We start from the raw sequence: 24258 nt of genomic DNA on the forward strand, positions 1-24258 counted from the left end.
CAGCGATGCCGTGGAAAAACTCCGATACACGCTACAGCACCATGTCGATCGCGTTGCACTGGTTGATGGTGGTGCTGCTGGCGGTGGTCTACGCCTGCATTGAATTACGCGGCCAGTTTCCCAAAGGCAGCGGTGCACGGACGTTGATCGTCGAGATGCACTTTATGTTCGGCCTCACCGTGTTTGTGCTGGTGTGGCTGCGGTTGTTCGCACGCAGCCTGGGTGTGGCGCCGAAGATCGTACCGGCGCCACCGCAATGGCAAAGCCTGTTGGCGACCCTGATGCACTTCGCACTCTATGCACTGATGATCGGCATGCCGATTGCCGGTTGGCTGATCGTCAGTGCCGAGGGGCATTCGGTGATGTTCTACGGGATGGAATTGCCGCCGTTGATCGGCGAGAACAAAGCATTGGCCAAGGAAATCGAAGGCTGGCATGTGTGGTTCGGCAAGGTCGGTTATTGGCTGATCGGGCTGCATGCGCTGGCGGGGATTGCCCACCATTACATCCTGCGAGACAACACGGCGTTGCGCATGATGCCGGGCAAGCGCGTCAACCCGTGAAGCCCCGGTTGCCTTGGAGGCCGCCGGTGTGGACGAAGATCAAGCGAGTGCCGGCGGTAAATCGCCCGGCCTCGATCTGCGTCTTCAAGGCCAGTAACGCCTTGCCGGTGTAGAGCGGTTCCAACGGCAAGCCACAGGCCTGTTGCGTGGCGTCGATGAAGTCGAGCAGCACCGGGTCGACTTTTGCGAAGCCACCTCGGCTACCGTCCAGCAGTTCATAGCCGCCCTGCACAAGGGCGTCGACGTTCTTTGCCACGCCGTGGTCATCCGGCACCGCCATGGCGCCGTACACCCGGTGCGCGCCCGCCTCTGCCAGCACCAACCCTGCCAAAGTGGTTCCGGTACCCGCCGCCAACCACCACGCGTCGTAATCCGCCCAGCCCAGTGCGGGCAACTGCGCGCGAGCCTGCTCGACCAGCACACCACAGCCTATGGCACCGACAAGCCCGCCACCGCCTTCGGGCACGGGATGGAGATCGGGATATTGCTCGCGCCAAGGTCGCCAAAAGCCCGGCTCATGCCGCGCACGATAGCCGCCATACCCCAGCCAATGCAGCTGCATGCCGAAGGCTTTCAGGTCTTGGATTGTGGGAGTGTCTTGAGGATGCCCACGCAGCAGGCCAACCGTAGGAAAACCGAAGCGTTTCCCCGCCGCCGCCAACGCGTGCAAATGGTTGGAATACGCACCGCCCAGGCTGATGATGCCGCGAGCGTTCAGCGCCTGCGCCAAGTGCCCGGTGAGCTTGAACCACTTGTTGCCGCTGATCAGCGGGTCGATGCGGTCCAGGCGCAACACGGCCAGCTCGACACCTTTCAGCCAATCCAGGCGCAAAGGTTCAAGCGGTGCGTGGGGCAGCCAATCGAAAGGACCCATCGGAGGAAATCTGCATGAAAAACGGGACGGTAGTCTAACACCGCCCCGCTTCGGGTCTTACAGCTCGGCCGCGAGGCGCGAGCCCTGGTTGATGGCGCGCTTGGCGTCCAGCTCGGCCGCCACGTCGGCGCCGCCGATAAGGTGCACGTTCTGGCCGGCCGCGACCAGGCCGTCCTGCAATTCGCGCAACGGGTCCTGGCCGGCGCAGATGACGATGTTGTCCACCGCCAGCACCTGCGGTTCGCCCTCGGCGCCGATACGGATGTGCAGGCCTTCATCGTCGATCTTCAGGTATTCGACACTGTTAAGCATCTGCACCTGTTTGTTCTTCAAGCCGGTGCGGTGGATCCAGCCGGTGGTCTTGCCCAGGCCGTCGCCGACCTTGGAGGCCTTGCGCTGCAGCAGGAACACTTCACGCGCCGGGGCATGCACCTGGGCCTTGATCCCGGCCACGCCGCCTCGGGCCTGCAGCTGGGTGTCGATGCCCCACTCCTTCCAGAACGCTTCGCGATCGAGGCTGGTGGATACGCCCTGGTGCACGAGAAATTCCGACACGTCAAAACCGATACCGCCCGCACCGATCACCGCAACGCGCTTGCCCACGGGCTTGCGCTCCAGGATCACGTCCAGGTAGCTCAGCACCTTGGCGTTGTCGACGCCTGGAATCGCCGGGGTACGCGGCGCAATGCCGGTGGCGAGGATGATCTCGTCATAACCGCCTGCCGTCAGTTGCGCCACATCGACGCGGGTGTCGAGGCACAGCTCGACGTGGGTGGTCTGCAATTTGCGTTTGAAGTAGCGCAGGGTTTCGAAAAACTCTTCCTTGCCCGGCACACGCTTGGCGATGTTGAACTGGCCGCCGATTTCGCTGGCGGAATCGAACAGGGTCACTTGATGCCCGCGCTCTGCCGCCACCGTGGCAGCCGCCAGGCCCGCAGGACCGGCGCCCACCACAGCGATCTTCTTGATCTGTTTGACCGGCAGGTAATTGAGTTCAGTCTCGTAGCACGCCCGCGGGTTGACCAGGCAGGTGGTCAACTTGCCGCCGAAGGTGTGGTCCAGGCACGCCTGGTTACAGCCGATGCAGGTGTTGATCTCATCGGCACGCCCGGCGGCAGCCTTGTTGACGAAGTCCGGGTCGGCCAGGAATGGCCGCGCCATGGAGACCATGTCGGCATCGCCTTCGGCGAGGATCTGCTCGGCGATTTCCGGGGTGTTGATACGGTTGGTGGTGATCAGCGGAATCTGCACCGCACCGCGCAGCTTGGCGGTGACTTTGCTGAACGCCCCACGGGGTACCTTAGTGGCGATGGTCGGGATGCGCGCTTCGTGCCAGCCGATCCCGGTGTTGATGATCGTCGCGCCAGCACCTTCGATGGCCTTGGCCAACTGCACGATTTCTTCCCAGGTGCTACCGCCTTCCACCAGGTCCAGCATCGACAGGCGGAAGATGATAATGAAGTTCGGGCCCACGGCCTCGCGCACACGGCGCACGATTTCCACGGCCAGGCGCATACGGTTTTCGTAGCTGCCGCCCCAGCGGTCGGTACGGTGGTTGGTGTGAGCAGCGAGGAATTGGTTAATGAAATAACCTTCGGAGCCCATGATTTCCACGCCGTCGTACTCGGCGACCTGGGCCAGCAACGAGCAGGTGACGAAATCCTGGATCTGCTTTTCGATGCCCCCTTCGTCCAGCTCCTTGGGTTTGAACGGGTTGATCGGCGCCTGGATCGCACTCGGTGCTACCTGCTTGGGGCTGTAGGCATACCGGCCGGCGTGGAGGATCTGCATGCAGATCTTGCCGCCTGCTGCGTGTACGGCCTGGGTCACAATCTTGTGTTTCTGCGCTTCTTCGTCGGTAGTCAGCTTGGCCGCACCGGCATACACACCGCCCTCATCATTCGGGCCGATGCCGCCAGTGACCATCAAGCCCACGCCGCCGCGAGCGCGCTCGGCAAAGTAAGCCGCCATGCGCTCAAAACCTCCGGGCTTTTCTTCCAGGCCGGTGTGCATCGAGCCCATCAGGGTACGGTTGCGCAAGGTGGTAAAACCCAGGTCCAACGGGGCCAGCAGGTGCGGGTAGGCAGCAGCGGTCATGGTCAAGCTCCACAACGGATCATCACGGGACGTGGAAGGCTCGAATGGCCTGCCATCGGTTTATGTCCCACAGACTAAGAGGCGGTGGACGACGGCTCAATGACCGAAACTGACAAGTTATTGATCCAAATGCACAGTGCCCCTTGGCAAGCCGGCTTATGGGCCCTACCCTAGTCGCGAACCCTGCACACGGTCTGTTGTCTGTTCCCCCATGCGTAAACTTCTAGCTTTTACTGTCACCATGGCCCTGGTTGCCGCCGTCGCCGCGTATCTGGTCTGGACCCAGGAGCGCCCCGTGGCGCATTACCTGTCGGACCTGCGCATCACCCTCGCCGTCAACGAAGGCCTGCCAGCCGACCGTGGCAACTTGCTGGGCATCCAACCGGAGCTGTTCCCGGCCGACTACCAGAGCCTGGAACGCCTGCACTTGAAGCTCGCGGCCTACCTGCAAAAAGCGCGGGACCAGGGGCTGATCAACGACAAGACCATCGTGGTACTGCCCGAGCATATCGGCACCTGGCTGATGCTCACCGGCGAGAAAAACGAGGTGTACCAGGCCCTCCACGCCAAAGATGCGATGAATTGGATGTCGGTGAGCAACCCGCTACTGTTCGCCCGCGCCTGGATCAGCGCCACCGGTGATAACCGCACCGATGACGCCTACCTGCGCATGAAAGCCGACGGCATGGCACGGGACTACCAAGTGCTGTTCGGCGGCCTGGCCAAGGAGTTCGGGGTCACATTGGTCGCCGGCTCCATCACCCTGCCCAACCCGAGTGTGAGCCAGGGCCAACTGCGCGTCGGCCATGGCGCCTTGTACAACGCCAGCGTGGTGTTTGCCGCCGATGGTTTGCCGATCGGCGATCCGCAACGCCAGCTCTACCCGATCTACGATGAGCGCGGCTTTATCGAGCCCGGTGACGAAAATGTCGTCAGCGTGGTCGACACTCCGGCTGGCCGCTTGGGCGTACTGGTGGGCAGCGATAGCTGGTACCCGGACAACTACCGCAAACTCAACGAACAAGGCGCGCAATTGATCGCGGTGCCGGCTTTTGTGCTGGGTCGTGATACCTGGGACCGCCCGTGGCGCGGCTTCAAAAGCGTGTCCACGCCGACCGAAATCAGCCTCAAGCCCGAAGAACTCAGTGAGGGCGAAGCCTGGCGTCGGCTTACGCTGATCAGCCAGCAACCCATCAGCCAGGCCAGCGCCGGCATGAGCGTGTTCCTGCGCGGCCAGTTCTGGGACCTGGGCACTGCCGGGCACAGCTTTCTCAGCAGCAACGGGCAAGTCAACGCCGATGGCGAAGCCCGTGGCGCGCGCTTGTTGAATATCTGGCTGTGAAGCCCGTACGGCTGGGGGATTTGTCGGTGGGCTTCGTGCACGCCCTGGCCGACGCCGTCCACAGTCACGGCCTGGACCCGCAGCCACTGCTGCTGCAATACGGCCTCGACCCGGCGCGCCTGGCTGAGGCCGGTGCACGGTTGTCGATCCCGCGCTACATGCGTCTTGGCCATGCGGCCATCCAACTCACCGGCGATCCGGGCCTGGGGCTGCGCATGGGCCAACTCAGCCGCCTGAGCCAAGGCGGACTGGCGGGCGTCACCGCCGCCCAGGCCCCCAACGTGCGCGAAGCGGCGCGGGCACTCACCCGCTTCGAAGCGCTGTACGGCTCCAATTATCGCGGGCAGTCGAGCTTTGTCGAAGATGCTGAAGGCGCCTGGCTGCGCTTCTATTCCATCAGCCCCTACAACGCCTACAACCGCTTTGTGGTGGACTCGATCATCGCCGGCTGGCTGCATCAACTGTCGAGCCTGGCCCAGCAGCCGGTGCAGGCACAACGCATCGACATCGAATTTGAAGCGCCGGAATACAGCGATCAGTACAGCGTGCTGGGAGACATCCACTTCGGCGCCGAGGCCAACCAATTACGCCTCAACCAGCAAACCCTGGCCCTGCGCAACCCACAGCATTGCCCCAGCACCTGGAACCTGTTGTTACAACTGTGTGAGCAAGAGTTGGAGCAATTGACCCGCACCCGCAGCCTGCGCGAGCGCATTACCCGGTTGCTCGGGCCGATGCTCAATGGCGGCCGGGAACCCGACCTGGAAGAAGTGGCGGCACGCTTGAAGCTGCCTACCTGGACGCTGCGTCGCAAACTGGCCGACGAAGGCACTCAGTTCCGCGCAATTCTCAACGACACCCGCCGCGACCTGGCCATGACCTACATTCGCGATACGGAACTGGCATTCGGCGAGATCGCCTACTTGCTCGGTTTTGCCTCGGCCCAGGCGTTTCAACGGGCCTTCAGGCGGTGGAACAACCAGACCCCAGGGGAATTTCGCCGCAGTCAGCGGCATTCCGCCTGAAGTCGGTATTACAGCTCTGTTGCATCGTCAGCCGGTTCCAGCGGGTCCAACTCGATCGCGTGGTACTCCAGCAGTTCTTCCTGGTAATCGTCCATGGTGGACTCCTTCTTGAGTTAAGTGTGGCTGCAGATAAATGACCTGCATCACCAGCCTAAAGTGCCGTGATGACGAAAAAATGTCGGAGTCATGACGTTCCTGCACTCAAGAATTAAACGTAGCAGCGTTGTGCGGATTTAGCCTCACCGATTTACTGCGCAGGCGTCGGCAGCGGCGGAATGGCTTCTGTCGGCGGTGGCAGCTCGGGATTGGTTGGCGCAGGTGCAGGCTCGGCCTGCGGCGCAATCGGCGCAATCGGCGCAGCCTCGACAGGAGGTGCCACCGGCTGTGACACAGTGGGCTCTTCCTTCGGCGGCTCGACTTTCTCGGCGACGGGTGCGGCTTTAGGTTCCGGCACGCCAAGCTCAGCCTTGGGCTTCTCAGGAATGTTCTCGGCCTTCTTCACCTCTTGCGGCAGGAACACATCCACCAGCGCAAAGTAACGCTCGTAGAACTTCGGCGCGGACACCGTCTCGCTGGCCACCTTCACCATCGAGTCATCGGTGGAGCCGATCGGCATCGACACCGAGCCCAGCACGCCCACACCCAGGCTCGCGGAGTTGTTGACCTTCTTCAGCGCGTAGCGATCCTGCAAGGCGTTGGCGAACATCGTCGAATGGTTGGTGCCTTTGCCATCATCGGCACACACCACGTTGAAGCTGATCTGCAGGTGGGTTTCGCCGGTCTGCTGGAAGCTCTTGTTACCCACGACCAGTTTCGGATCGCTGCTGGTGATGATGTAGCCCTGGCTCAGCAAGGCACGCCGCGCGGCTTCACACGCTGCGACGTCCGTGACTGGGTAATCCCTGGAAAACGTACCGGAGTCGTCGAAATTTTCATGTTCATAAATGGCGGTCTTGGGTGACGAGCAGCCCGCGGCGCCCGCCAGCACCAGCGCCAGCCCGAGGCTACGCAAGTGAAATGATGTCGACATTGAAAATCCTGAGGAAAACGGTCCGGGCGGTATTGTGCAACAGAACGCGGCCTTGGCGCGCGCATTCCTGTCGGTAAAACGTCACAGCCTTACACGACGCCGCCCGTAGGAAACAGCCCGGCACACATATGATCAATAAACACGCGCAGTTTGGCCGAGGCGTGGCGGCTGGAGGGCCAGAGCATCCAGAAACTGCCGCGGTGCTCCAGGTGATCATCCAGCACCCTTTGCAGGCGCCCTTCGCGCACGGCCTGGTTGACCATGTAGTCCGGCAGGCAGGCAATGCCCAAGCCTTCGTGCACCACGTGGTTGAGGGACTCAATGGTGGTACTGATCAACGGCGCACGCAAGACGGGCTCGGCGGCGCCCGGTGCAAGTCGCAACGGCCAAGGCTCCAGCTTGCCGGTCGCGCAGAACTTGTGGCGCAGGCAGGCATGGTCGCTCAAGTGCTGTGGCTGTAGCGGGGTGCCATATTCGCGAAAATAGCCCGGCGTGCCCACCAGCACCAACTGGTAATGCCCCAGATGACGGGCCATCAGCCGCGAATCTTCTGGCTTGCCGGTGCGAATCACCGCGTCGAACCCTTCCTCGATCACGTCCACCATGCGGTCGGAAAAATCCACATCCAGCTCGATGTCCGGGTAGGCGCGCATGAAATCGCTGAGCACCGGCATCAGCAAACCACGCACTTGCGGCAGGCTGATACGCAACTTGCCCCGAGGGGTGGCGCTGGCTTCGCTCAACTCTCGCTCGGCGGCTTCGACCTCGGCCAGGATGCGTCGCGAGCGCTCAAGGAACAGCGCGCCTTCGCTGGTCAAGGTGATGCTGCGGGTGCTGCGGTGAAACAACCGCACACCCAGGCGCTCTTCCATCCGCGCGATGCTTTTACCGATGGCCGAAGACGATACGCCCAGCACCCGCCCGGCGGCGGTGAAGCTGCGGGTCTCCGCGACCTGCACGAATACGCAAAGACTGCCCAGGCTGTCCATGAAAGGGTCCTTGATGATTGCGGACATTCAAGTCCGATAAGTTCGGAACCTTAGCCTGTTTTTCCGCCAGGCACAGCCCCCTACTCTGGCGCCTTGCCCTCTTGCATGGACAGAGCACGATGACTGCCCTCACCGATTCCCCCGTAAACGCCCGACCCGAAACACTGCCGCTGGGCGGACTGCTTGCCCTGGCCAGCGCCGGCTTCATCACCATCCTCACCGAAGCCATGCCCGCCGGGCTCCTACCGCAAATAGGCGCAGGACTGGCCGTATCGCCCGCGCTGGTCGGTCAAATGGTCACGCTGTACGCACTGGGCTCACTGCTGGCGGCCATTCCACTGACGCTGCTGACCCGAGGCTGGCGACGTCGCCCTGTGTTACTGCTGGCAATCGGCGGCTTCGCTTTAGTCAACAGCGTGACCGCCGTTTCCAGCCACTACGGGCTGACCCTGGTGGCGCGCTTCTTTGCCGGTGTATTTGCCGGACTGCTGTGGGCGCTGCTGGCCGGTTATGCCAGCCGGATGGTTGCGCCACACCTGCAAGGCCGGGCAATTGCAGTGGCCATGCTTGGCGCACCGCTGGCGCTGTCGCTGGGTGTACCCGCAGGCACCTTCCTCGGGGCCGCCGTTGGCTGGCGCCTGAGCTTTGCGATCATGACCGGACTGACGCTGGTGCTGTTGGCATGGGCGCGCTGGCAACTGCCGGACTTCGCATGCGAACCGGCAGGCAAACGCTTGGGATTGCACCAAGTGTTGGCGCTGCCGGGCATTCGTCCGGTGCTATGGGTGACGTTTACCTACGTACTGGCCCACAACATTCTCTATACCTACATCGCGCCGCTGCTGGCGCCGGCAGGAATGGCTGCCGATATCGACCAGGTGCTGCTGGTGTTCGGCCTTGCGGCGTTATTGAGCATATGGCTGGCTGGCGTGCTGATTGATCGATGGCTGCGCGTGCTGCTGCTGATCAGTTGCGCGATGTTTGGCCTGATTGCCTTGGCGCTGGCGTTCTGGATCAACCTGCCAGCGGTCATCTACGTCGCCGTGGCGTTATGGGGCTTGGCGTTCGGCGGGTTGCCTGCATTGCTGCAAACGGCACTGGCCCAATCGGCGGGCGAATCGGCCGATGCCGCGCAATCGATGCTGGTGACCTTCTGGAACCTGGGCATAGCGGGCGGCGGCCTGGCAGGCGGGGTGTTGCTGCAGGGTTGGGGCGTCGGCGCATTTGCCTGGGCCGTTATGCTGCTGATGTTGCTGGCCTTTACCGGTGCGCTAAAGACTGCGCCCCAATAACTGGCCCGGCCACCCCCCCACGTCGAACGTTGAGAGGCGCTCATACCCACAAGACTCATAAAACCGCACCAGATCGCCACTCCCACCACCGTAGCAATCTACCCGCAAGCGCTGCACTCCCAAGGCAAGGGCGCGCTCGTCGGCGAAAGCCATGAGACGCCGGCCCAGGCCACGTACACCGCTATCGCGTGCGGCGATCAGCAGACGCACGTACACCTCCGGCTCAGTTGCCGCAGGCACATAAGGCATTGGCTCACCCAGGACCAACGCTGCGTGAATCCGCCCGTCAGGGCCTTCCACGACCCATGCGCCGGGCAATGCGCAAGCTTCAGTCACCTGCACGACCCGCCGGGGCGACGTCGACCAGGGCTCAGCGCCCCATTGGCCAGGGTTGTCGATGGCGACAAACCAGGCAATCACCTCGTCGAACACCTGCAATACGGCCGCAGCGTCGTTCGCGCTGGCACGGCGGATCGCCAAACTGTCGCGTCCTTGAGTCCACATGTTTGAACACTCCTTCGTCAGTGGCCCTCCAGCATCCCCGTTAAACACAACTGGACACAAGGTCTCATCGCACAGCACTGCTGCCTTACCTACCCGACTGTTTGCGCAAGCATCACAGCCGAAAGGTACAAACCGCCACCAAACACGCCATGAGACACCAAGCTTCGCAGACGATTTCTCCAAGGCGTGGTCGTACGAGACGCCGCCACACCCGCGCCCATGGCGGGCTGCAGTACGAAGTAAGGAATCACCACCGTGACCGTGCCCACTATCAGCGCAGGCCATCCCGTAGGGACATGCAACCATTGCACGCCGTAGAGGCCCACCAGCAGCGCCGCAAAGGCAATGCCGACGGCATAGTGAATCACCCACCCCAAGGAGGCTTCCCCACGTACCGGCGTAGCCTTGCCGATACTGGCATGGGCGAACGTGCCACGACAGAGGTGACCCGCCCATCGCCCCACCATGGCGTAGTCAAGCGTCGCAACACCCAACATTTTCAGGAGCAGCGACCACACGTCCATCACCACGGTCGCACCCACCCCGACCAATACCAACCTGACCCCTTCTGCCATCGACAACATTGCCTGCCCTCTGATTGATGAGACTCTCGTTCACAGGCAGGATAGAAGTTGAAGTCAACTTCAAGTCAAGGGATGCATCATGGATATCTCAGAAGTGGCCCGGCGTACCGGACTACCCTCTTCCACCGTGCGGTTCTATGAAAAGACCGGATTGATCGCCGCGACCAGCGCACCCGGCGAACGACGGCACTTCAAACCCGATGTGCTCGATCAGTTGGCGCTGATTGCCCTTGGGCAAGCTGGCGGCCTGTCTCTGGACGAGATCCGCACCATGCTCCCGGTCGAGGGTGCCTTGCAGGTGGACAGGCAGGTGCTGCTGGACAAGGCCGACAGCATAGACGCGACCATCAAACGCCTGAAGGCGATGAGCCTTGGATTGCGCCATGCCGCAGAGTGCCCCGCGACTGACCATGGCCAATGCCCGAACTTCCAACGTCTGCTAAAAGTCGCCGCAGGCAAACTGAAAAGGAGCAGGACGACGGGTGCCTCACAACCGAGCAGCCCACTCCAGCGCACATAAAAAAGCCCTCGGTCTTTTCAGGCCGGGGGCTTCTTGTTCAAACCAACATCAGAACTTCTTGATGTCAGCCTTGGTTTCCAACTGCTTGCGGTACGCCGCGAAGTCCTGCTGACCAACACGGGAGGCGAGGAAGCGGCGGTATTGCGCCTTTTCTTCGTCCGTTGGGGCAGCGGCTTCGTTGACGCCGTTCAAGCGCACGATCACCAGGCTACCGTCCGCCAGGGTCACCGTGGTGAAGGTCGGCTTGTCCTTGGCCGCAGGCTTGGGCATGCGGAACAAGGCTTGCAACACGGCAGGGTCGATCGCGTCCTGGCTACGGGTAGCCGCTTCAGTGACCTTCCACGCCTGGCCGTCGACCGGCTGGTTCAGCGGGGTCTTGCCATCACGCAGACTGGCGATCAGCTCGTCAGCATGAGCCTTGGCAGCTGCGCTGGCGCGCTCTTTGGCCATCTGCGTGCGAATTGCCGCATTGACGCTTTCCAGCGGCAATTGCGAAGGCTTCAGGTGCTCTTTGGCACGCAGCACGATGATGGTTTCCGGATCCAGTTCGATAGCGGTGCTGTTGGCACCTTCATCCAACACTTCCGGGCTGAAAGCAGCAGTGACCACGGCACGGTTGGCCGCAACACCTTCACCACCTTCACGGCCAAACGGCGCGGAGGTGTGTACGGTCAGCTTGAGGTCGGACGCCGGCTGGGCCAGGTCGGAAGCTTCGAACGCCGCATCTTCCAACTGCTTGGTTGCTTCGACGAAACGTTGCTCAACCTGCTGGGTCTTCAGCTCTTTGGTCAGCTTGTCTTTCAGGCTGGCAAACGTCGGCACTTGCGGTGCTTCAACGCCCAACAGCTTGATCAGGTGCCAACCGAAGGAACTGCGCACCGGTGCCGAGACCTGGTCCTTGTTCAACGCGTACAAGGCGGTTTCGAAATCCGGGTCGTAGACGCCAGGGCCAGCAAAACCGAGGTCGCCGCCACTGTTGGCCGAACCTGGATCCTGGGAGAACTCCTTGGCCAGGGCTTCGAACTTCTCACCCTTGGCCAGGCGTGCCTGGATCTCTTCGATCTTGGCCTTGGCTTGCGCGTCGGTGACCTTGTCGTTGACTTCAATCAGAATGTGCGCCGCACGACGCTGTTCAGCGAGGTTGGCGGTTTCTTTCTGATAGGCCGCCTGCAGTTCTTCGTCCTTCACGCTGACCTGGTCAAAGAAGGAAGACTTCTTCAATTCCAGGTAGTCGATGACCACTTGGTCCGGGGTCATGAACTCTTTGGCGTGCTGGTCGTAGTAAGCCTTGACCTCGTCGTCGGTGAGTTTCACCGCGGCAGGGTTGGCCTTGATGTTGACGGTAGCGAAGTCGCGGGTCTGTTTTTCCAGACGAGCGAATGCCAGCACTTCGGCATCGGTGACGAAACCGCTGCCGGCAATACCTGCGCGAACCTGGCCGATCAGCATTTCCTGGGTCAGCATCTGACGGAATTGCATACGGCTGTAGCCCAGTTGACGGATCACCTGGTCAAAGCGTTCGGCGTTGAACTTGCCGTCTACCTGGAATTCCGGTGTCTGCAGGATCACTTGATCCAGCGCAGCTTCAGAGAAGCCAAACTTGGAGTCAGCAGCGCCTTGCAGCAACAGCTTGCGATCGATCAAACCCTTGAGGGCCGCTTCGCGCAGCAGTTTTTCGTCCAGCAGGGAGGCATCGAAATCCTTGCCCAGCTGTTGCATCAGCTGGCGACGTTGCATGTCGACGGCCTGGCTCAGTTCGGTCTGGGTGATTTCTTCACCGTTGACCTTGGCCACGTCCTGCTTACTGTTACCCGAAGCCTGGAAAATGGCCTCGATACCGGTGAACGCCATCAATGCGACGATGATCCCGATAATGGTCTTGGCAATCCAGCCTTGTGAATTGTCCCTGATATTTTGCAGCATGCGTCCCCCAGAAACGGTTGAACTTCAGAAATTGGCAACCGTGGAGCGTGGGTAGAGTACGGATATAAGAAAGGCGCATCCAAGGATGCGCCTTCTCGCAACTGGCGGAGCGGACGGGGGCTTTGGTTCTCCCCCCGGCTTGGCGACCCGATGCATACACGGGTCTGCTGCCGCTCCGCTCCCAGGTTGAACCTGGGTTCGACCTGGGTAGATAAAGGCTGGATCGAAGCTTAGTTAACGGCTTCTTTCAGGGCTTTACCGGCTTTGAAACCTGGTTTCTTGGCAGCAGCGATCTGCAGTGCTTTGCCAGTCTGTGGGTTACGGCCAGTGCGAGCTGGGCGATCAGTCACAGAGAACGTACCGAAGCCTACCAGTACCACGGAGTCGCCGGCCTTCAGAGCGCCAGTGACGGATTCGATTACTGCATCCAGCGCACGGCCAGCAGCAGCTTTCGGGATATCAGCGGATGCAGCGATAGCATCAATCAGTTCCGACTTGTTCACTCTAAGTCCCCTTATATATCTATTGAGTATGATTCTAAGTTTTTTGGTGAAAGCAAAAACCAGTGCTGAATGGCCTACAGACACTTAAGAGCCGCTTTATAACAAGGGCTCTAAAAAGCTGTCAAGGAAGCCCCCAGGCTTTAACACATTAATGCGTGCTAATTCTTTCCTTGGAATCAGACTCACGTTTTTCGTCCTTGGCAACTATCTCCGGAGCCACATCCGGCAAGGGCTCCGGCGCGTATTGCAGCGCAATTTGCAGGACCTCGTCAATCCATTTAACCGGTTTAATCTGCAGATCCTGCTTGATGTTGTCAGGAATTTCCTTCAAGTCACGAACATTCTCTTCAGGAATGATCACCGTCTTGATACCACCCCGGTGTGCAGCAAGCAATTTCTCTTTCAGACCACCGATGGCCAATACCTGACCACGCAGGGTGATTTCCCCGGTCATGGCGACATCGGCGCGCACCGGAATACCAGTCAATGCCGACACCAGGGCCGTGCACATGCCTACGCCAGCGCTAGGGCCGTCTTTCGGGGTCGCCCCTTCCGGCATGTGGATGTGGGTGTCGTGCTTCTCGTGGAAGTCCAGGGGGATCCCCAGGCTCTTGGCGCGGCTGCGCACCACGGTCTGCGCGGCGGTGATGGATTCAACCATCACGTCACCCAGGGAACCGGTCTTGATCAGTTGGCCCTTGCCAGGGATCACCGCGGCTTCGATGGTCAGCAATTCGCCGCCCACCTGAGTCCACGCCAGGCCCGTCACCTGCCCTACCTGATCCTGCTGCTCGGCCAGGCCGTAGCGGAATTTCTTCACGCCCAAGAAGTGCTCCAAGGAGTCGGCGGTGACCTTCACCGAGAAGCGTTTTTCCAATGCATGTTCCTTGACCGCCTTGCGGCAGATCTTCGCGATCTGGCGCTCCAAGCCCCTTACACCGGCCTCGCGGGTGTAGTAGCGCACGATGTCGCGGATCGTCTCGACCTCAAATTCGATCTCGCCCTTCTTCAGGCCATTGGCCGAAATCTGCTTGGGCGCGAGGTATTTGACGGCAATGTTGATCTTCTCGTCTTCGGTGTAGCCCGGCAGACGAATCACTTCCATCCGGTCCAGCAGTGCCGGCGGGATGTTCATGGAGTTGGAGGTGCACAGGAACATTACGTCGGACAGGTCGTAGTCGACTTCCAGGTAATGGTCGTTGAAATTGTGGTTCTGCTCCGGGTCGAGCACTTCGAGCAACGCCGATGCCGGATCGCCACGCATGTCACTGCCCATTTTGTCGATTTCATCGAGCAGGAACAGCGGGTTGCGCACGCCCACTTTTGTCATCTTTTGAATCAATCTTCCTGGCATCGAACCGATGTAAGTCCGGCGATGACCACGAATTTCCGCTTCATCACGCACACCGCCGAGGGCCATGCGCACGAATTTGCGGTTGGTAGCATTGGCGATCGACTCTGCCAGGGAGGTTTTACCCACGCCAGGCGGACCGACAAGGCACAACACCGGGCCACGGATTTTCTTCACGCGCTTTTGCACGGCGAGGTATTCGAGGATGCGTTCTTTGACTTCTTCGAGACCATAGTGGTCGGCGTCGAGGATGTCCTCAGCGCGCGCCAGGTCCAGGCGCACTTTGGTCTGGGCCTTCCACGGCACCTGAACCAGCCAATCGATGTAGGAGCGCACCACGGTGGCTTCAGCCGACATCGGCGACATTTGCTTGAGCTTGTTCAGCTCGGCGGTGGCCTTGGTCAGGGCGTCTTTTGGCAGACCAGCGGCATCGATACGCTTTTTCAGCTCTTCGATTTCGTTGTGGCCTTCCTCGCTGTCGCCGAGCTCTTTCTGAATGGCCTTCATCTGCTCATTCAGGTAGTACTCGCGCTGGCTGCGCTCCATTTGCTTCTTCACGCGACCACGGATGCGCTTCTCAACCTGCAACAGGTCGATTTCGGCGTCCAGCAGTGCCAGCACGTGCTCGACACGCGCCGACAGGTCGATGATTTCGAGGATGTCTTGCTTCTGCTCGATCTTCAGCGCCATGTGCGCGGCCATGGTGTCGACCAGGCGGCTTGGCTCATCGATGCTGTTGAGGGAAGACAGGACTTCAGCCGGGACTTTCTTGCCCAACTGCACATACTGCTCGAACTGCGAGAGCAGGCTGCGCACAAACACTTCGGACTCGCGCTCAGGGGCCTCGACTTCGTCGATCAGCGCCACTTCGGCACGCAGGTGGCCATCCACCTCCATGAAACGCTCGACCGCGCCCCGCTGCTCACCTTCGACCAGCACCTTGACGGTGCCATCAGGCAGCTTGAGCAGTTGCAGTACGGTAGCAATGGTGCCGACACGATACAGGGCGTCTTCGCCTGGATCATCATCAGCAGGATTCTTCTGGGCCAACAGCAGGATCTGCTTGTCGCCCGTCATCGCGGCCTCGAGGGCTTCGATAGACTTCTCGCGCCCCACGAACAGCGGGATAACCATGTGCGGATAGACGACGACATCGCGCAACGGCAGGAGAGGCAATTCGATGGTGGTCTTCATGATTTCGCCTCTATGACAGATGAAAAATAAGCTTGAAACCAAGATGGGGGCTGCATGCAAAAAAAACAAGCTTATTGCCAGCAGTTAAACGCAGTAAACGCTTTGGGGCAAAAAACGCCGCAAAAACAAAGGGGCCCCTGGAGGCCCCTTGTTTATACCGACACTGCGAAACGCTTACGCGTCGGGCGCAGCCTTGGCAGCCGGCTCACTGTTTTCGTAGATATACAGTGGCTTGGACTTGCCTTCTATAACGCTTTCGTCGATCACCACTTTACTCACCTCGGACTGCGAGGGGATCTCATACATGGTGTCGAGCAACACGCCTTCCAGAATCGAACGCAGGCCACGTGCACCGGTCTTGCGCTCCAGTGCCCGCTTGGCCACCGATTTGAGGGCGTCGGTACGGAACTCGAGGTCCACACCTTCCATCTCGAACAGCTTGGCGTATTGCTTGGTCAGGGCGTTTTTAGGCTCGGTGAGGATCTGAATCAGAGCAGCCTCATCCAGCTCGTCCAACGTGGCCAGGACCGGCAGACGACCCACGAATTCCGGGATCAGACCGAACTTGACCAGGTCGTCAGGCTCGACTTCACGCAGGGACTCGCCAACCTTCTTGCCTTCTTCCTTGCTGCGTACTTCGGCGCTGAAGCCGATGCCGCCGCGGGTCGAACGCTGCTGGATGACTTTTTCCAGGCCGGAGAACGCACCACCACAGATAAACAGGATGTTGCGTGTATCAACCTGAAGGAATTCCTGCTGCGGGTGCTTGCGACCACCTTGTGGCGGTACGGAAGCGACCGTGCCTTCGATCAGTTTCAACAGGGCCTGCTGCACGCCTTCACCGGAAACGTCCCGGGTGATCGACGGATTGTCCGACTTGCGCGAGATCTTGTCGATTTCGTCGATGTAGACAATACCCATCTGGGCTTTCTCTACGTCGTAGTCGCACTTCTGCAGCAGTTTCTGAATGATGTTCTCGACGTCCTCACCCACGTAGCCAGCCTCGGTGAGGGTGGTGGCGTCGGCGATGGTGAACGGAACGTTCAGCAGGCGAGCGAGGGTCTCTGCCAGCAGGGTTTTACCCGAGCCTGTAGGACCGATCAGCAAGATATTGCTCTTGCCGAGTTCAACTTCGTCACCTTTCTTGTCACGCTGGTTCAAGCGCTTGTAGTGGTTGTACACCGCTACGGCCAGAACCTTCTTTGCACGCTCTTGACCAATCACGTACTGGTCAAGGATGCCGCTGATTTCTTTAGGCGAAGGCAATTTATGCGCGCTGCTTTCGGCCTGGGCTTCCTGCACCTCCTCGCGGATGATGTCATTGCACAGGTCGACGCACTCGTCGCAGATAAAGACCGAGGGGCCGGCAATCAATTTGCGCACTTCATGCTGGCTTTTGCCACAGAAGGAGCAATAGAGCAGCTTGCCGTTGTCCTCGCCGTTGCGGGTGTCAGTCATTCGTTCGATCCAAATCCGATAGGCTTGCAACACAAGATGAAGGCTTATGCGGGCTTTTTCAAGCCCGCCAGTGGTCGGACATGCCGACCAGCCCTATTTTGAGCGGCTTATATTAAGCGGGGCGCTGACTGATCACTGCGTCGATCAGGCCATAGGCTTGCGCGGCTTCGGCACTCATGAAATTGTCGCGATTGGTGTCGCGTTCGATTTCTTCCAGGGTGCGCCCGCTGTGCTTGGCCATCAGCGTGTTCAGACGCTCACGGATAAACAGGATTTCCTTGGCGTGGATTTCGATGTCCGACGCCTGGCCCTGGAAACCGCCCAGTGGCTGGTGAATCATCACGCGCGAGTTCGGCAGGCAGAAACGCTTGCCTTCAGCACCTGCGGTCAGCAGGAATGCGCCCATGCTGCAGGCTTGGCCAATGCACGTGGTCGACACGTTCGGCTTGATGAACTGCATGGTGTCGTAGATCGACATGCCGGCCGTCACCGAACCGCCCGGGGAGTTGATGTAGAGATGGATGTCCTTGTCCGGGTTTTCCGCTTCAAGGAACAGCAGCTGCGCACAGATCAGGTTGGCCATGTAGTCCTCTACGGGGCCCACCAGAAAGATCACTCGCTCCTTGAGCAGGCGCGAGTAGATGTCGTAGGCGCGTTCGCCACGAGCGGACTGCTCGACAACCATCGGGACCAGGCCGCCAGCGGCCTGGATATCAGAGTTCTGCTGAATATAGGAATTACGGAACATGCTCTGCAGTTACTCCCAAATAGTCATGTCTTGAAAACGCATAAGCCAGCGCGAGGCTGGCTTATGGTTGTATTTCCAACGAGTTGGACAATCAGTCGGCTTGTGCTGCTTCCGCCGGTTTGACTGCTTCTTCGTAAGAGACCGCTTTATCGGTCACCTTAGCCTTCTGCAGAACAGTATCCACAACTTGTTCTTCCAGCACAACCGAACGCACTTCGTTCAGTTGCTGATCGTTCTTGTAGTACCAAGCCACGACCTGCTCTGGCTCCTGGTAGGCCGAAGCCATTTCCTGGATCATTTCGCGAACGCGGTCTTCGTCAGGCTTGAGGTCGAACTGCTTGACCACTTCAGCCACGATCAGGCCCAGCACGACGCGGCGCTTGGCTTGCTCTTCGAACAGCTCGGCCGGCAGTTGGTCAGGCTTGATGTTGCCACCAAACTGCTGAACAGCTTGAACGCGCAGGCGATCCACTTCGTTGGACAGCAGGGCCTTAGGCACTTCGATCGGGTTGGCGGCCAGCAGACCGTCCATGACCTGGTTCTTGACCTTGGACTTGATGGCCTGACGCAGCTCGCGCTCCATGTTCTTGCGAACTTCGGTGCGGAAGCCTTCGATGCCAGTCTCTTTAATGCCGAATTGAGCGAAGAATTCTTCGTTCAGCTCTGGCAGCTTAGGCTCGGAAACGCTGTTGACGGTCACGGTGAACTCGGCGGCTTTGCCAGCCAGGTCCAGGTTCTGGTAGTCAGCAGGGAAAGTCAGGTTCAGAACGCGCTCTTCGCCGGCTTTGGCGCCAACCAGGCCGTCTTCGAAACCCGGGATCATGCGGTTGGAACCCAGTACCAGCTGAGTACCCTTGGCGGAGCCGCCAGCGAACACTTCGCCGTCAACCTTGCCAACGAAATCGATGTTCAGCTGGTCTTCGTTCTGGGCAGCGCGGTCGGCCACTTCGAAACGGGTGTTCTGCTTGCGCAGGATTTCCAGCATGTTGTCCAGGTCCGAATCAGCCACTTCGGCGCTCAGACGCTCGATTTCGATACCGTCGAAACCGGCCACTTCAAATTCAGGGAACACTTCGAACGTTGCAACGTATTCCAGGTCCTTGCCAGCTTCCAGGGACTTAGGCTCGATCGACGGCGAACCAGCCGGGTTCAGCTTGTGCTCAACAACAGCTTCATAGAAAGAAGCCTGGATCACGTCACCGACAGCTTCCTGGCGCGCATCGGCACCAAAACGGCGCTTGATTTCGCTCATTGGCACTTTGCCTGGACGGAAACCAGCGATCTTGGCCTTCTGGGCAGTCTGCTGCAGACGCTTGTTGACCGCAGTTTCGATGCGCTCAGCCGGCACGGTGATGCTCAGGCGACGCTCGATAGCAGTAGTATTTTCAACAGAAACTTGCATGGATATTCCTCGTTGCACAGACGTTAGCCGGCCATTTCCGACCCCAATCAAGGGCATGCATTCTAGTGGGTCAAACTCAAGAAGTCACCCTACTGCAAATACGCCCGAAAACAGCCGGCAATTTATCGGTACGAAGGCACTGATGCACCTCGCCCCGGTGACAAATACAACCCATCACGCCAGGGCTCTGCGCCGCCCCTCCTATATATAGAAGAAGTCGTCAGCCATCTCCCTGACGGCCACCCCCTCAAACGGGACTGGCAGGCAGCGCGGCATCATCGAGATACACAAATACGACGAAACGCCCTGCCGTTGCGACCCGCTACCGGCAGTCGCGGGATAGTTCGAACCGCTGAAACCAAAAAAGGCGCCAGACTGTTAAATCTGGCGCCTTTCGAATATGGGGTGGACGAAGGGGATCGAACCCTCGACAACGGGAGTCACAATCCCGTGCTCTACCAACTGAGCTACGCCCACCATATTGCGTTAACAAAGAAACCAAACCACTTCTTTGTTGAGCCCTGCCCTGCCTTTCGACGGGACCAAGCTTTATTTGGTGCGGATGAAGAGACTCGAACTCTTACGCCTCGCGGCGCTGGAACCTAAATCCAGTGTGTCTACCAATTCCACCACATCCGCGCTTGAAGCCCTTAAAGCAAAGGCGCCAGACGATTAATCTGGCGCCTTTTAAAATATGGGGTGGACGAAGGGGATCGAACCCTCGACAACGGGAGTCACAATCCCGTGCTCTACCAACTGAGCTACGCCCACCATATAGCGCTACTTGTGCCAAAGCTGCCTAATGGCGCACCCGGCAGGACTCGAACCTGCGACCATCCGCTTAGAAGGCGGATGCTCTATCCAGCTGAGCTACGGGCGCCTGATTAATCTGTACTCTTGGAGGATTACAAACTAAGTGCTTCCAGCCTTGCAGAACAACACGCTATTCTGCTCGACCTTCTTAACCAGTGCTAGGCTGTGCCCGACAAGTGCGACGAATAGTATAGACGCCCTCGAAACCCGTCAAATCTTTTTTGAAAAAAACTGATTTTATTTAAGGGGTTAGGGCAATTTGCAGACCAAGCGCCTTTGCCCTCACGTCTTGGCATGCGAGAATGCGCGCACTTTTCTTCCCCCTCTCGATGGTTAATCACGCGTAATGACTGCACAACTTATCGACGGCAAATCAATCGCCGCCAGCCTGCGCCAGCAGATCGCCAAACGAGTCACCGAGCGCAGCCAGCAAGGCCTGCGCACGCCTGGCCTCGCGGTGATCCTGGTCGGCAGCGATCCTGCCTCTCAGGTTTATGTCTCGCACAAGCGTAAAGACTGTGAAGAGGTCGGCTTTATTTCCAAGGCCTACGACTTGCCTTCCGAAACCACCCAGCAGGCCCTGACCGACCTGATCGACAGCCTCAACGACGACCCGAAGATCGATGGCATCCTGCTGCAACTGCCATTGCCCGAGCATCTGGACGCCTCGAAATTGCTGGAGCGCATTCGCCCGGACAAAGACGTCGACGGTTTCCACCCTTATAACGTCGGCCGCCTGGCCCAGCGTATCCCGCTGCTGCGCCCGTGCACGCCAAAAGGCATCATGACCCTGCTGGAAAGCACCGGTGTCGACCTGTACGGCCTCGATGCAGTTGTGGTCGGCGCGTCCAACATCGTCGGCCGCCCGATGGCCATGGAACTGCTGCTGGCCGGTTGTACCGTGACCGTCACCCACCGATTCACCAAGGACCTCGCCGGCCACGTCGGCCGCGCCGACCTGGTTGTGGTTGCCGCCGGCAAGCCGGGGCTGGTCAAAGGTGAATGGATCAAGGAGGGGGCAATCGTCATCGACGTGGGCATCAACCGTCAGGACGACGGCAAGCTGGTGGGCGACGTGGTGTACGAAACCGCCCTGCCCCGCGCGGGCTGGATCACACCAGTGCCAGGCGGCGTCGGCCCGATGACGCGTGCTTGCCTGCTGGAAAATACCCTGTACGCCGCAGAGACCCTGCACGCCTAATAACCAGGCGCACTGAAAAAGCCCTGCTTTATCGCAGGGCTTTTTATTGCCCGCAATAAATCCTGTTTTTTCTTAGTTTTTAAGAACTTTCATCGGGTTCTAGAAGAACATTCGACAGTTTCTGATCCATACTCCTAAAATGTAACGGCATTTGTCATATAACCCGTTTCTGAACGGTATTTCCTTACTTTTTAGCGAGTTCATCCGCGTGAAAATTCGTCTTTCTCTCGTCAGCCTATTTTTTGCTTTCACAGGCACCTTCGCGCACGCTGCCGAAACCACCCAGGCGCCGCGTGACACGTCCAAACTGCAAATCGCTTCCGGCAGCGCCATGCTGGTGGACCTGCAGACCAACAAAGTCATCTATTCCAGCAACCCCGATGTGGTGGTGCCCATCGCCTCGGTGAGCAAGTTAATGACCGGCCTGGTGGTGCTGGAAGCCAAGCAGAACATGGACGAATACATCGACATCAACATCAAGGACACGCCGGAAATGAAAGGCGTGTTCTCCCGCGTGAAAATCGGCAGCGAAATGCCGCGTAAAGAAATGCTGTTGATTGCTTTGATGTCCTCGGAGAACCGCGCCGCGGCCAGCCTGGCCCACCACTACCCAGGCGGCTACCCGGCGTTTATCGCGGCGATGAACGCCAAGGCCAAGGCACTGGGCATGACCAGCACTCATTATGTAGAACCCACTGGCCTGTCGATCCACAACGTGTCCACCGCCCGCGACCTGAGCAAGCTGCTGGCCGCCGCGCGTCACTACCCGTTGCTGAGCCAGTTGAGCACCACCAAAGAAAAGACCGTGTCGTTCCGCAAGCCCAACTACACCCTGGGCTTTTCCAACACTGACCACCTGATCAACCGCGCCAACTGGGACATCAAGCTGACCAAGACCGGTTTTACCAACCAGGCCGGCCACTGCCTGGTACTGGTGACGAGCATGGGCAACCGCCCGGTGTCGCTGGTGATCCTGGATGCCTTCGGCAAATTCACCCACTTTGCCGATGCCAGCCGTATCCGCAATTGGGTCGAGACCGGCAAGAGCGGTTCGGTACCGGATGTGGCGTTGCGCTACAAGGCCGACAAGAACCTGAAGAATCGCCCCAACGCTGCTGAAGCCCGTCGCTAAGCGGTATAAAAAAGGCGCTTTGATAGCGCCTTTTTTTATTTGCGTTCCGCCAACACCTTCAGTGCCTGCGCCGCCGCCCGCTCCTGCCCGGCCTGGGCCGTCGCATTCGCCGAGTCGCGCCAACGTTGTGCATCTACATTCGCCGGCAACTGGCTCGGGCGCTGGGTGAGGATTGCCCAACTGCCGGCGCTTTTCCATTTGGACTCAAAGTCGCTGAAGCTCATCAGCAAACGTCGATTCATGCCCGAGCGCAACAACACCGTACTTTTCTGCTGATTGAACCCCACCACGACCACGTAGTGCGCGTCCGACCACAGCCCGCCACCGATCCGCGCCATCACCGGATAACCCGCCGCTACCTGCGCCAGCACCGCCGTCAGCTTGGCCTCCAGCGGATACACCATCAGCCCGTACTCACGCGCCAGCACCTGCATGTTGCGCTCAAGGTCTGCTTCGCCGCCCGGCAAATGCAGCGGTTTATCCAATAGCCCCGGTGTCATGACAATGCCTTGTTGCGACAGCATGCTGGCTAAAGACGTAGGACCGCCCTGATAAGCCTCGCTGCGAAAGGTCGGCACGCCATTGAGCTCGACGCGCTCCGGCAGGCCGGCCAGTCTCGACGGGGTGGAGGAACACGCCGCAAGGCCCAAGGCACACGCGAGGAACAAGGATGTTTTCAGGTTCGACCGTAACCGCAATTTTCTACTCTCTTGATCAACTGCCGGTGAGGGCCCTGATCATAGCCCAATCACGTTTATGTAGGAGCGAGCTTGCTCGCGAAAAACCTGAAGGCGCCGTGTTAATCCAGATAGCCCGCGCGATCGTTGACGTTTTTCGCGAGCAAGCTCGCTCCTACAAAGGTCGTGGATATAGCAAAGAAGTTGGACAGACACGACCATTGGTCAATAGCAGGCAACCGTCAGGTAGCTAGACTGTCCATTGAGAAGACTGTGTGTGCCCCCTGGGGGCGAAAGGAGGCCCTAATGAGCCTTGCAACAACGATTGTCCTGTTGATCTGCGGTTGGCTGGCGGTAGCCGGCGCCATGTTGTGGGGGGTGTTGCGCATCACCCGTCGGCACCATCACCCCCACGTCAAACCCGCTGCACCCGCCAAGCCCCATAAGGTGGCGGTACATCACGCCTAGCCAGGCATGCAATTGAAGTCCTGAGTCGCCGCGACCTCCTTGCCGTGACCATCCATCAAGGATGCGCGCACGGTGGTGCCCAGGCTCGACTCCACCAGGGTGTAGTGCTCACCCGCCTTGAAATCCTTGTATTCGACCCGGCCCTGGCAGTCCTGCTGGTTGTCGTCGCCTGGCTCTTCCTCGAACAGCGTCACATCCAGGCGATGATCCCCCGGCGTCACTTCGAAGAAGCGTCCGTCATCCACGCGCTTGCCGTCCACGCGTTCGGCCATCAGGTCGTTCGGCGCTTCTTCTTTTAAGCCGATCCACGCTTCGCTCGGGTCCGCCTTGGGAATCGGGCCGGCGCACGCCGACAACAACAGCACAGCACCGAGGGCCGGGATCAATAACAAGGGTTTGAGTGACATGGCAGGGCTCCAAATAGGGACGATGTGTCCAATGGGCTACAAGCTTGAGGAGCCACCCTTTGTAGAACAAATGAATACAGATGAAACGATCTTCAGCCCCTTCCTAAATGTTCCTTCACCTGGCTGAAAGGTGCGTGTTAGGTAGGTCGGGCAAGACTGCC

General features: G+C 59.5%; 22 protein-coding genes and 4 tRNA genes. 8 read left to right on the forward strand and 18 right to left on the reverse strand.

Annotated features, from left to right (window positions below):
* The first annotated feature begins 5 nt into the window (after window positions 1-5).
* Window positions 6-563 carry a cytochrome b gene (locus HX868_RS22330; protein ID WP_177004391.1) on the forward strand — a complete coding sequence of 186 codons (558 nt, stop codon included), beginning with the start codon at window positions 6-8 and terminating at the stop codon, window positions 561-563.
* On the opposite strand, the gene HX868_RS22335 is transcribed toward HX868_RS22330, so the two are convergent.
* Both HX868_RS22335 and HX868_RS22340 read right to left on the reverse strand, forming a co-directional pair.
* Window positions 553-1437, reverse strand: a complete 885-nt coding sequence (locus HX868_RS22335; RefSeq protein WP_177004392.1) for a 1-aminocyclopropane-1-carboxylate deaminase/D-cysteine desulfhydrase — start codon at window positions 1435-1437, stop codon at window positions 553-555. The genes HX868_RS22330 and HX868_RS22335 overlap by 11 nt on opposite strands.
* Window positions 1438-1494: 57 nt before the next feature.
* Window positions 1495-3534, reverse strand: a complete 2040-nt coding sequence (locus HX868_RS22340) for an NADPH-dependent 2,4-dienoyl-CoA reductase (protein WP_177004393.1) — start codon at window positions 3532-3534, stop codon at window positions 1495-1497.
* Between the two features lie 211 nt (window positions 3535-3745).
* On the opposite strand from HX868_RS22340, the gene HX868_RS22345 reads away from it, so the two are divergent.
* Both HX868_RS22345 and HX868_RS22350 read left to right on the forward strand, forming a co-directional pair.
* Window positions 3746-4876 carry a carbon-nitrogen hydrolase family protein gene (locus tag HX868_RS22345; protein WP_177004394.1) on the forward strand — a complete coding sequence of 377 codons (1131 nt, stop codon included), beginning with the start codon at window positions 3746-3748 and terminating at the stop codon, window positions 4874-4876.
* Entirely contained in the window at window positions 4873-5901 is a 1029-nt protein-coding gene (locus HX868_RS22350; protein ID WP_177004395.1) for an AraC family transcriptional regulator ligand-binding domain-containing protein, read from the forward strand. Before HX868_RS22345 ends, HX868_RS22350 begins: the two co-directional genes overlap by 4 nt.
* Before the next feature lie 247 nt (window positions 5902-6148).
* On the opposite strand, the gene HX868_RS22355 is transcribed toward HX868_RS22350, so the two are convergent.
* A complete protein-coding gene (locus HX868_RS22355) occupies window positions 6149-6931 on the reverse strand; it encodes a DUF2242 domain-containing protein (protein WP_095016800.1) in 783 nt (260 codons plus the stop codon).
* 89 nt (window positions 6932-7020) lie between these two features.
* On the reverse strand, window positions 7021-7920 hold the full coding sequence (locus HX868_RS22360; RefSeq protein ID WP_095016801.1) for a LysR family transcriptional regulator: 900 nt from the start codon (window positions 7918-7920) through the stop codon (window positions 7021-7023).
* Window positions 7921-8039: 119 nt separating this feature from the next.
* On the opposite strand from HX868_RS22360, the gene HX868_RS22365 reads away from it, so the two are divergent.
* Complete coding sequence (locus HX868_RS22365) at window positions 8040-9212, forward strand: MFS transporter (RefSeq protein WP_177004396.1); 1173 nt, start codon at window positions 8040-8042, stop codon at window positions 9210-9212.
* On the opposite strand, the gene HX868_RS22370 is transcribed toward HX868_RS22365, so the two are convergent.
* Both HX868_RS22370 and HX868_RS22375 read right to left on the reverse strand, forming a co-directional pair.
* On the reverse strand, window positions 9192-9716 hold the full coding sequence (locus HX868_RS22370) for a GNAT family N-acetyltransferase (protein ID WP_177004397.1): 525 nt from the start codon (window positions 9714-9716) through the stop codon (window positions 9192-9194). The genes HX868_RS22365 and HX868_RS22370 overlap by 21 nt on opposite strands.
* 89 nt (window positions 9717-9805) lie before the next feature.
* Complete coding sequence (locus HX868_RS22375; protein WP_177004398.1) at window positions 9806-10300, reverse strand: DUF2938 domain-containing protein; 495 nt, start codon at window positions 10298-10300, stop codon at window positions 9806-9808.
* A gap of 79 nt (window positions 10301-10379) precedes the next feature.
* Here HX868_RS22375 and HX868_RS22380 point away from each other — a divergent pair, with 79 nt between their 5' ends.
* Window positions 10380-10820 (forward strand): helix-turn-helix domain-containing protein, encoded by a 441-nt coding sequence (locus HX868_RS22380; protein ID WP_177004399.1) that lies wholly within the window; start codon window positions 10380-10382, stop codon window positions 10818-10820.
* Between the two features lie 48 nt (window positions 10821-10868).
* Here HX868_RS22380 and HX868_RS22385 read toward each other — a convergent pair whose 3' ends face one another.
* From HX868_RS22385 to HX868_RS22430, 10 genes are all read right to left on the reverse strand, one after another.
* Window positions 10869-12743: a SurA N-terminal domain-containing protein gene (locus HX868_RS22385; protein ID WP_177004400.1), complete on the reverse strand. Its 1875-nt coding sequence runs from the start codon at window positions 12741-12743 to the stop codon at window positions 10869-10871.
* Between the two features lie 230 nt (window positions 12744-12973).
* Entirely contained in the window at window positions 12974-13261 is a 288-nt protein-coding gene (locus HX868_RS22390) for an HU family DNA-binding protein (protein WP_221034285.1), read from the reverse strand.
* A gap of 133 nt (window positions 13262-13394) precedes the next feature.
* Window positions 13395-15791 carry an endopeptidase La gene (lon, locus tag HX868_RS22395; RefSeq protein ID WP_016978018.1) on the reverse strand — a complete coding sequence of 799 codons (2397 nt, stop codon included), beginning with the start codon at window positions 15789-15791 and terminating at the stop codon, window positions 13395-13397.
* Window positions 15792-15965: 174 nt separating this feature from the next.
* Window positions 15966-17249 carry an ATP-dependent Clp protease ATP-binding subunit ClpX gene (clpX, locus tag HX868_RS22400; protein WP_010209414.1) on the reverse strand — a complete coding sequence of 428 codons (1284 nt, stop codon included), beginning with the start codon at window positions 17247-17249 and terminating at the stop codon, window positions 15966-15968.
* Between the two features lie 112 nt (window positions 17250-17361).
* Window positions 17362-17997, reverse strand: a complete 636-nt coding sequence (gene clpP / locus HX868_RS22405) for an ATP-dependent Clp endopeptidase proteolytic subunit ClpP (RefSeq protein ID WP_016978016.1) — start codon at window positions 17995-17997, stop codon at window positions 17362-17364.
* Between the two features lie 91 nt (window positions 17998-18088).
* Entirely contained in the window at window positions 18089-19399 is a 1311-nt protein-coding gene (gene tig / locus HX868_RS22410; protein ID WP_177004401.1) for a trigger factor, read from the reverse strand.
* Between the two features lie 401 nt (window positions 19400-19800).
* Window positions 19801-19876: transfer RNA gene (locus tag HX868_RS22415), tRNA-His, on the reverse strand.
* Between the two features lie 77 nt (window positions 19877-19953).
* Window positions 19954-20038, reverse strand: a tRNA-Leu gene (locus HX868_RS22420).
* 56 nt (window positions 20039-20094) lie between these two features.
* A tRNA-His gene (locus HX868_RS22425) sits at window positions 20095-20170 on the reverse strand.
* Between the two features lie 32 nt (window positions 20171-20202).
* Window positions 20203-20279, reverse strand: a tRNA-Arg gene (locus HX868_RS22430).
* Window positions 20280-20558: 279 nt separating this feature from the next.
* On the opposite strand from HX868_RS22430, the gene folD reads away from it, so the two are divergent.
* On the forward strand, window positions 20559-21413 hold the full coding sequence (gene folD, locus HX868_RS22435) for a bifunctional methylenetetrahydrofolate dehydrogenase/methenyltetrahydrofolate cyclohydrolase FolD (RefSeq protein WP_061448970.1): 855 nt from the start codon (window positions 20559-20561) through the stop codon (window positions 21411-21413).
* Window positions 21414-21621: 208 nt separating this feature from the next.
* Window positions 21622-22545 (forward strand): D-alanyl-D-alanine endopeptidase, encoded by a 924-nt coding sequence (gene pbpG / locus HX868_RS22440; RefSeq protein ID WP_177004402.1) that lies wholly within the window; start codon window positions 21622-21624, stop codon window positions 22543-22545.
* 35 nt (window positions 22546-22580) lie between these two features.
* On the opposite strand, the gene HX868_RS22445 is transcribed toward pbpG, so the two are convergent.
* On the reverse strand, window positions 22581-23243 hold the full coding sequence (locus HX868_RS22445; protein WP_177004403.1) for a C39 family peptidase: 663 nt from the start codon (window positions 23241-23243) through the stop codon (window positions 22581-22583).
* A 285-nt stretch (window positions 23244-23528) separates the two neighbouring features.
* Here HX868_RS22445 and HX868_RS22450 point away from each other — a divergent pair, with 285 nt between their 5' ends.
* Window positions 23529-23690 (forward strand): hypothetical protein, encoded by a 162-nt coding sequence (locus HX868_RS22450; RefSeq protein ID WP_016978011.1) that lies wholly within the window; start codon window positions 23529-23531, stop codon window positions 23688-23690.
* Here the strand turns inward: HX868_RS22450 and HX868_RS22455 are convergent.
* The gene (locus HX868_RS22455) at window positions 23687-24097 is read right to left on the reverse strand and encodes a PA0061/PA0062 family lipoprotein (protein ID WP_016978010.1); all 411 of its coding nucleotides are present in this window, start codon (window positions 24095-24097) and stop codon (window positions 23687-23689) included. The two genes, HX868_RS22450 and HX868_RS22455, sit on opposite strands and share 4 nt — an antisense overlap.
* Window positions 24098-24258 lie beyond the last annotated feature (161 nt).

Source organism: Pseudomonas reactans (genome assembly GCF_013385825.1).
GTDB classification, from domain to species: domain Bacteria; phylum Pseudomonadota; class Gammaproteobacteria; order Pseudomonadales; family Pseudomonadaceae; genus Aquipseudomonas; species Aquipseudomonas reactans.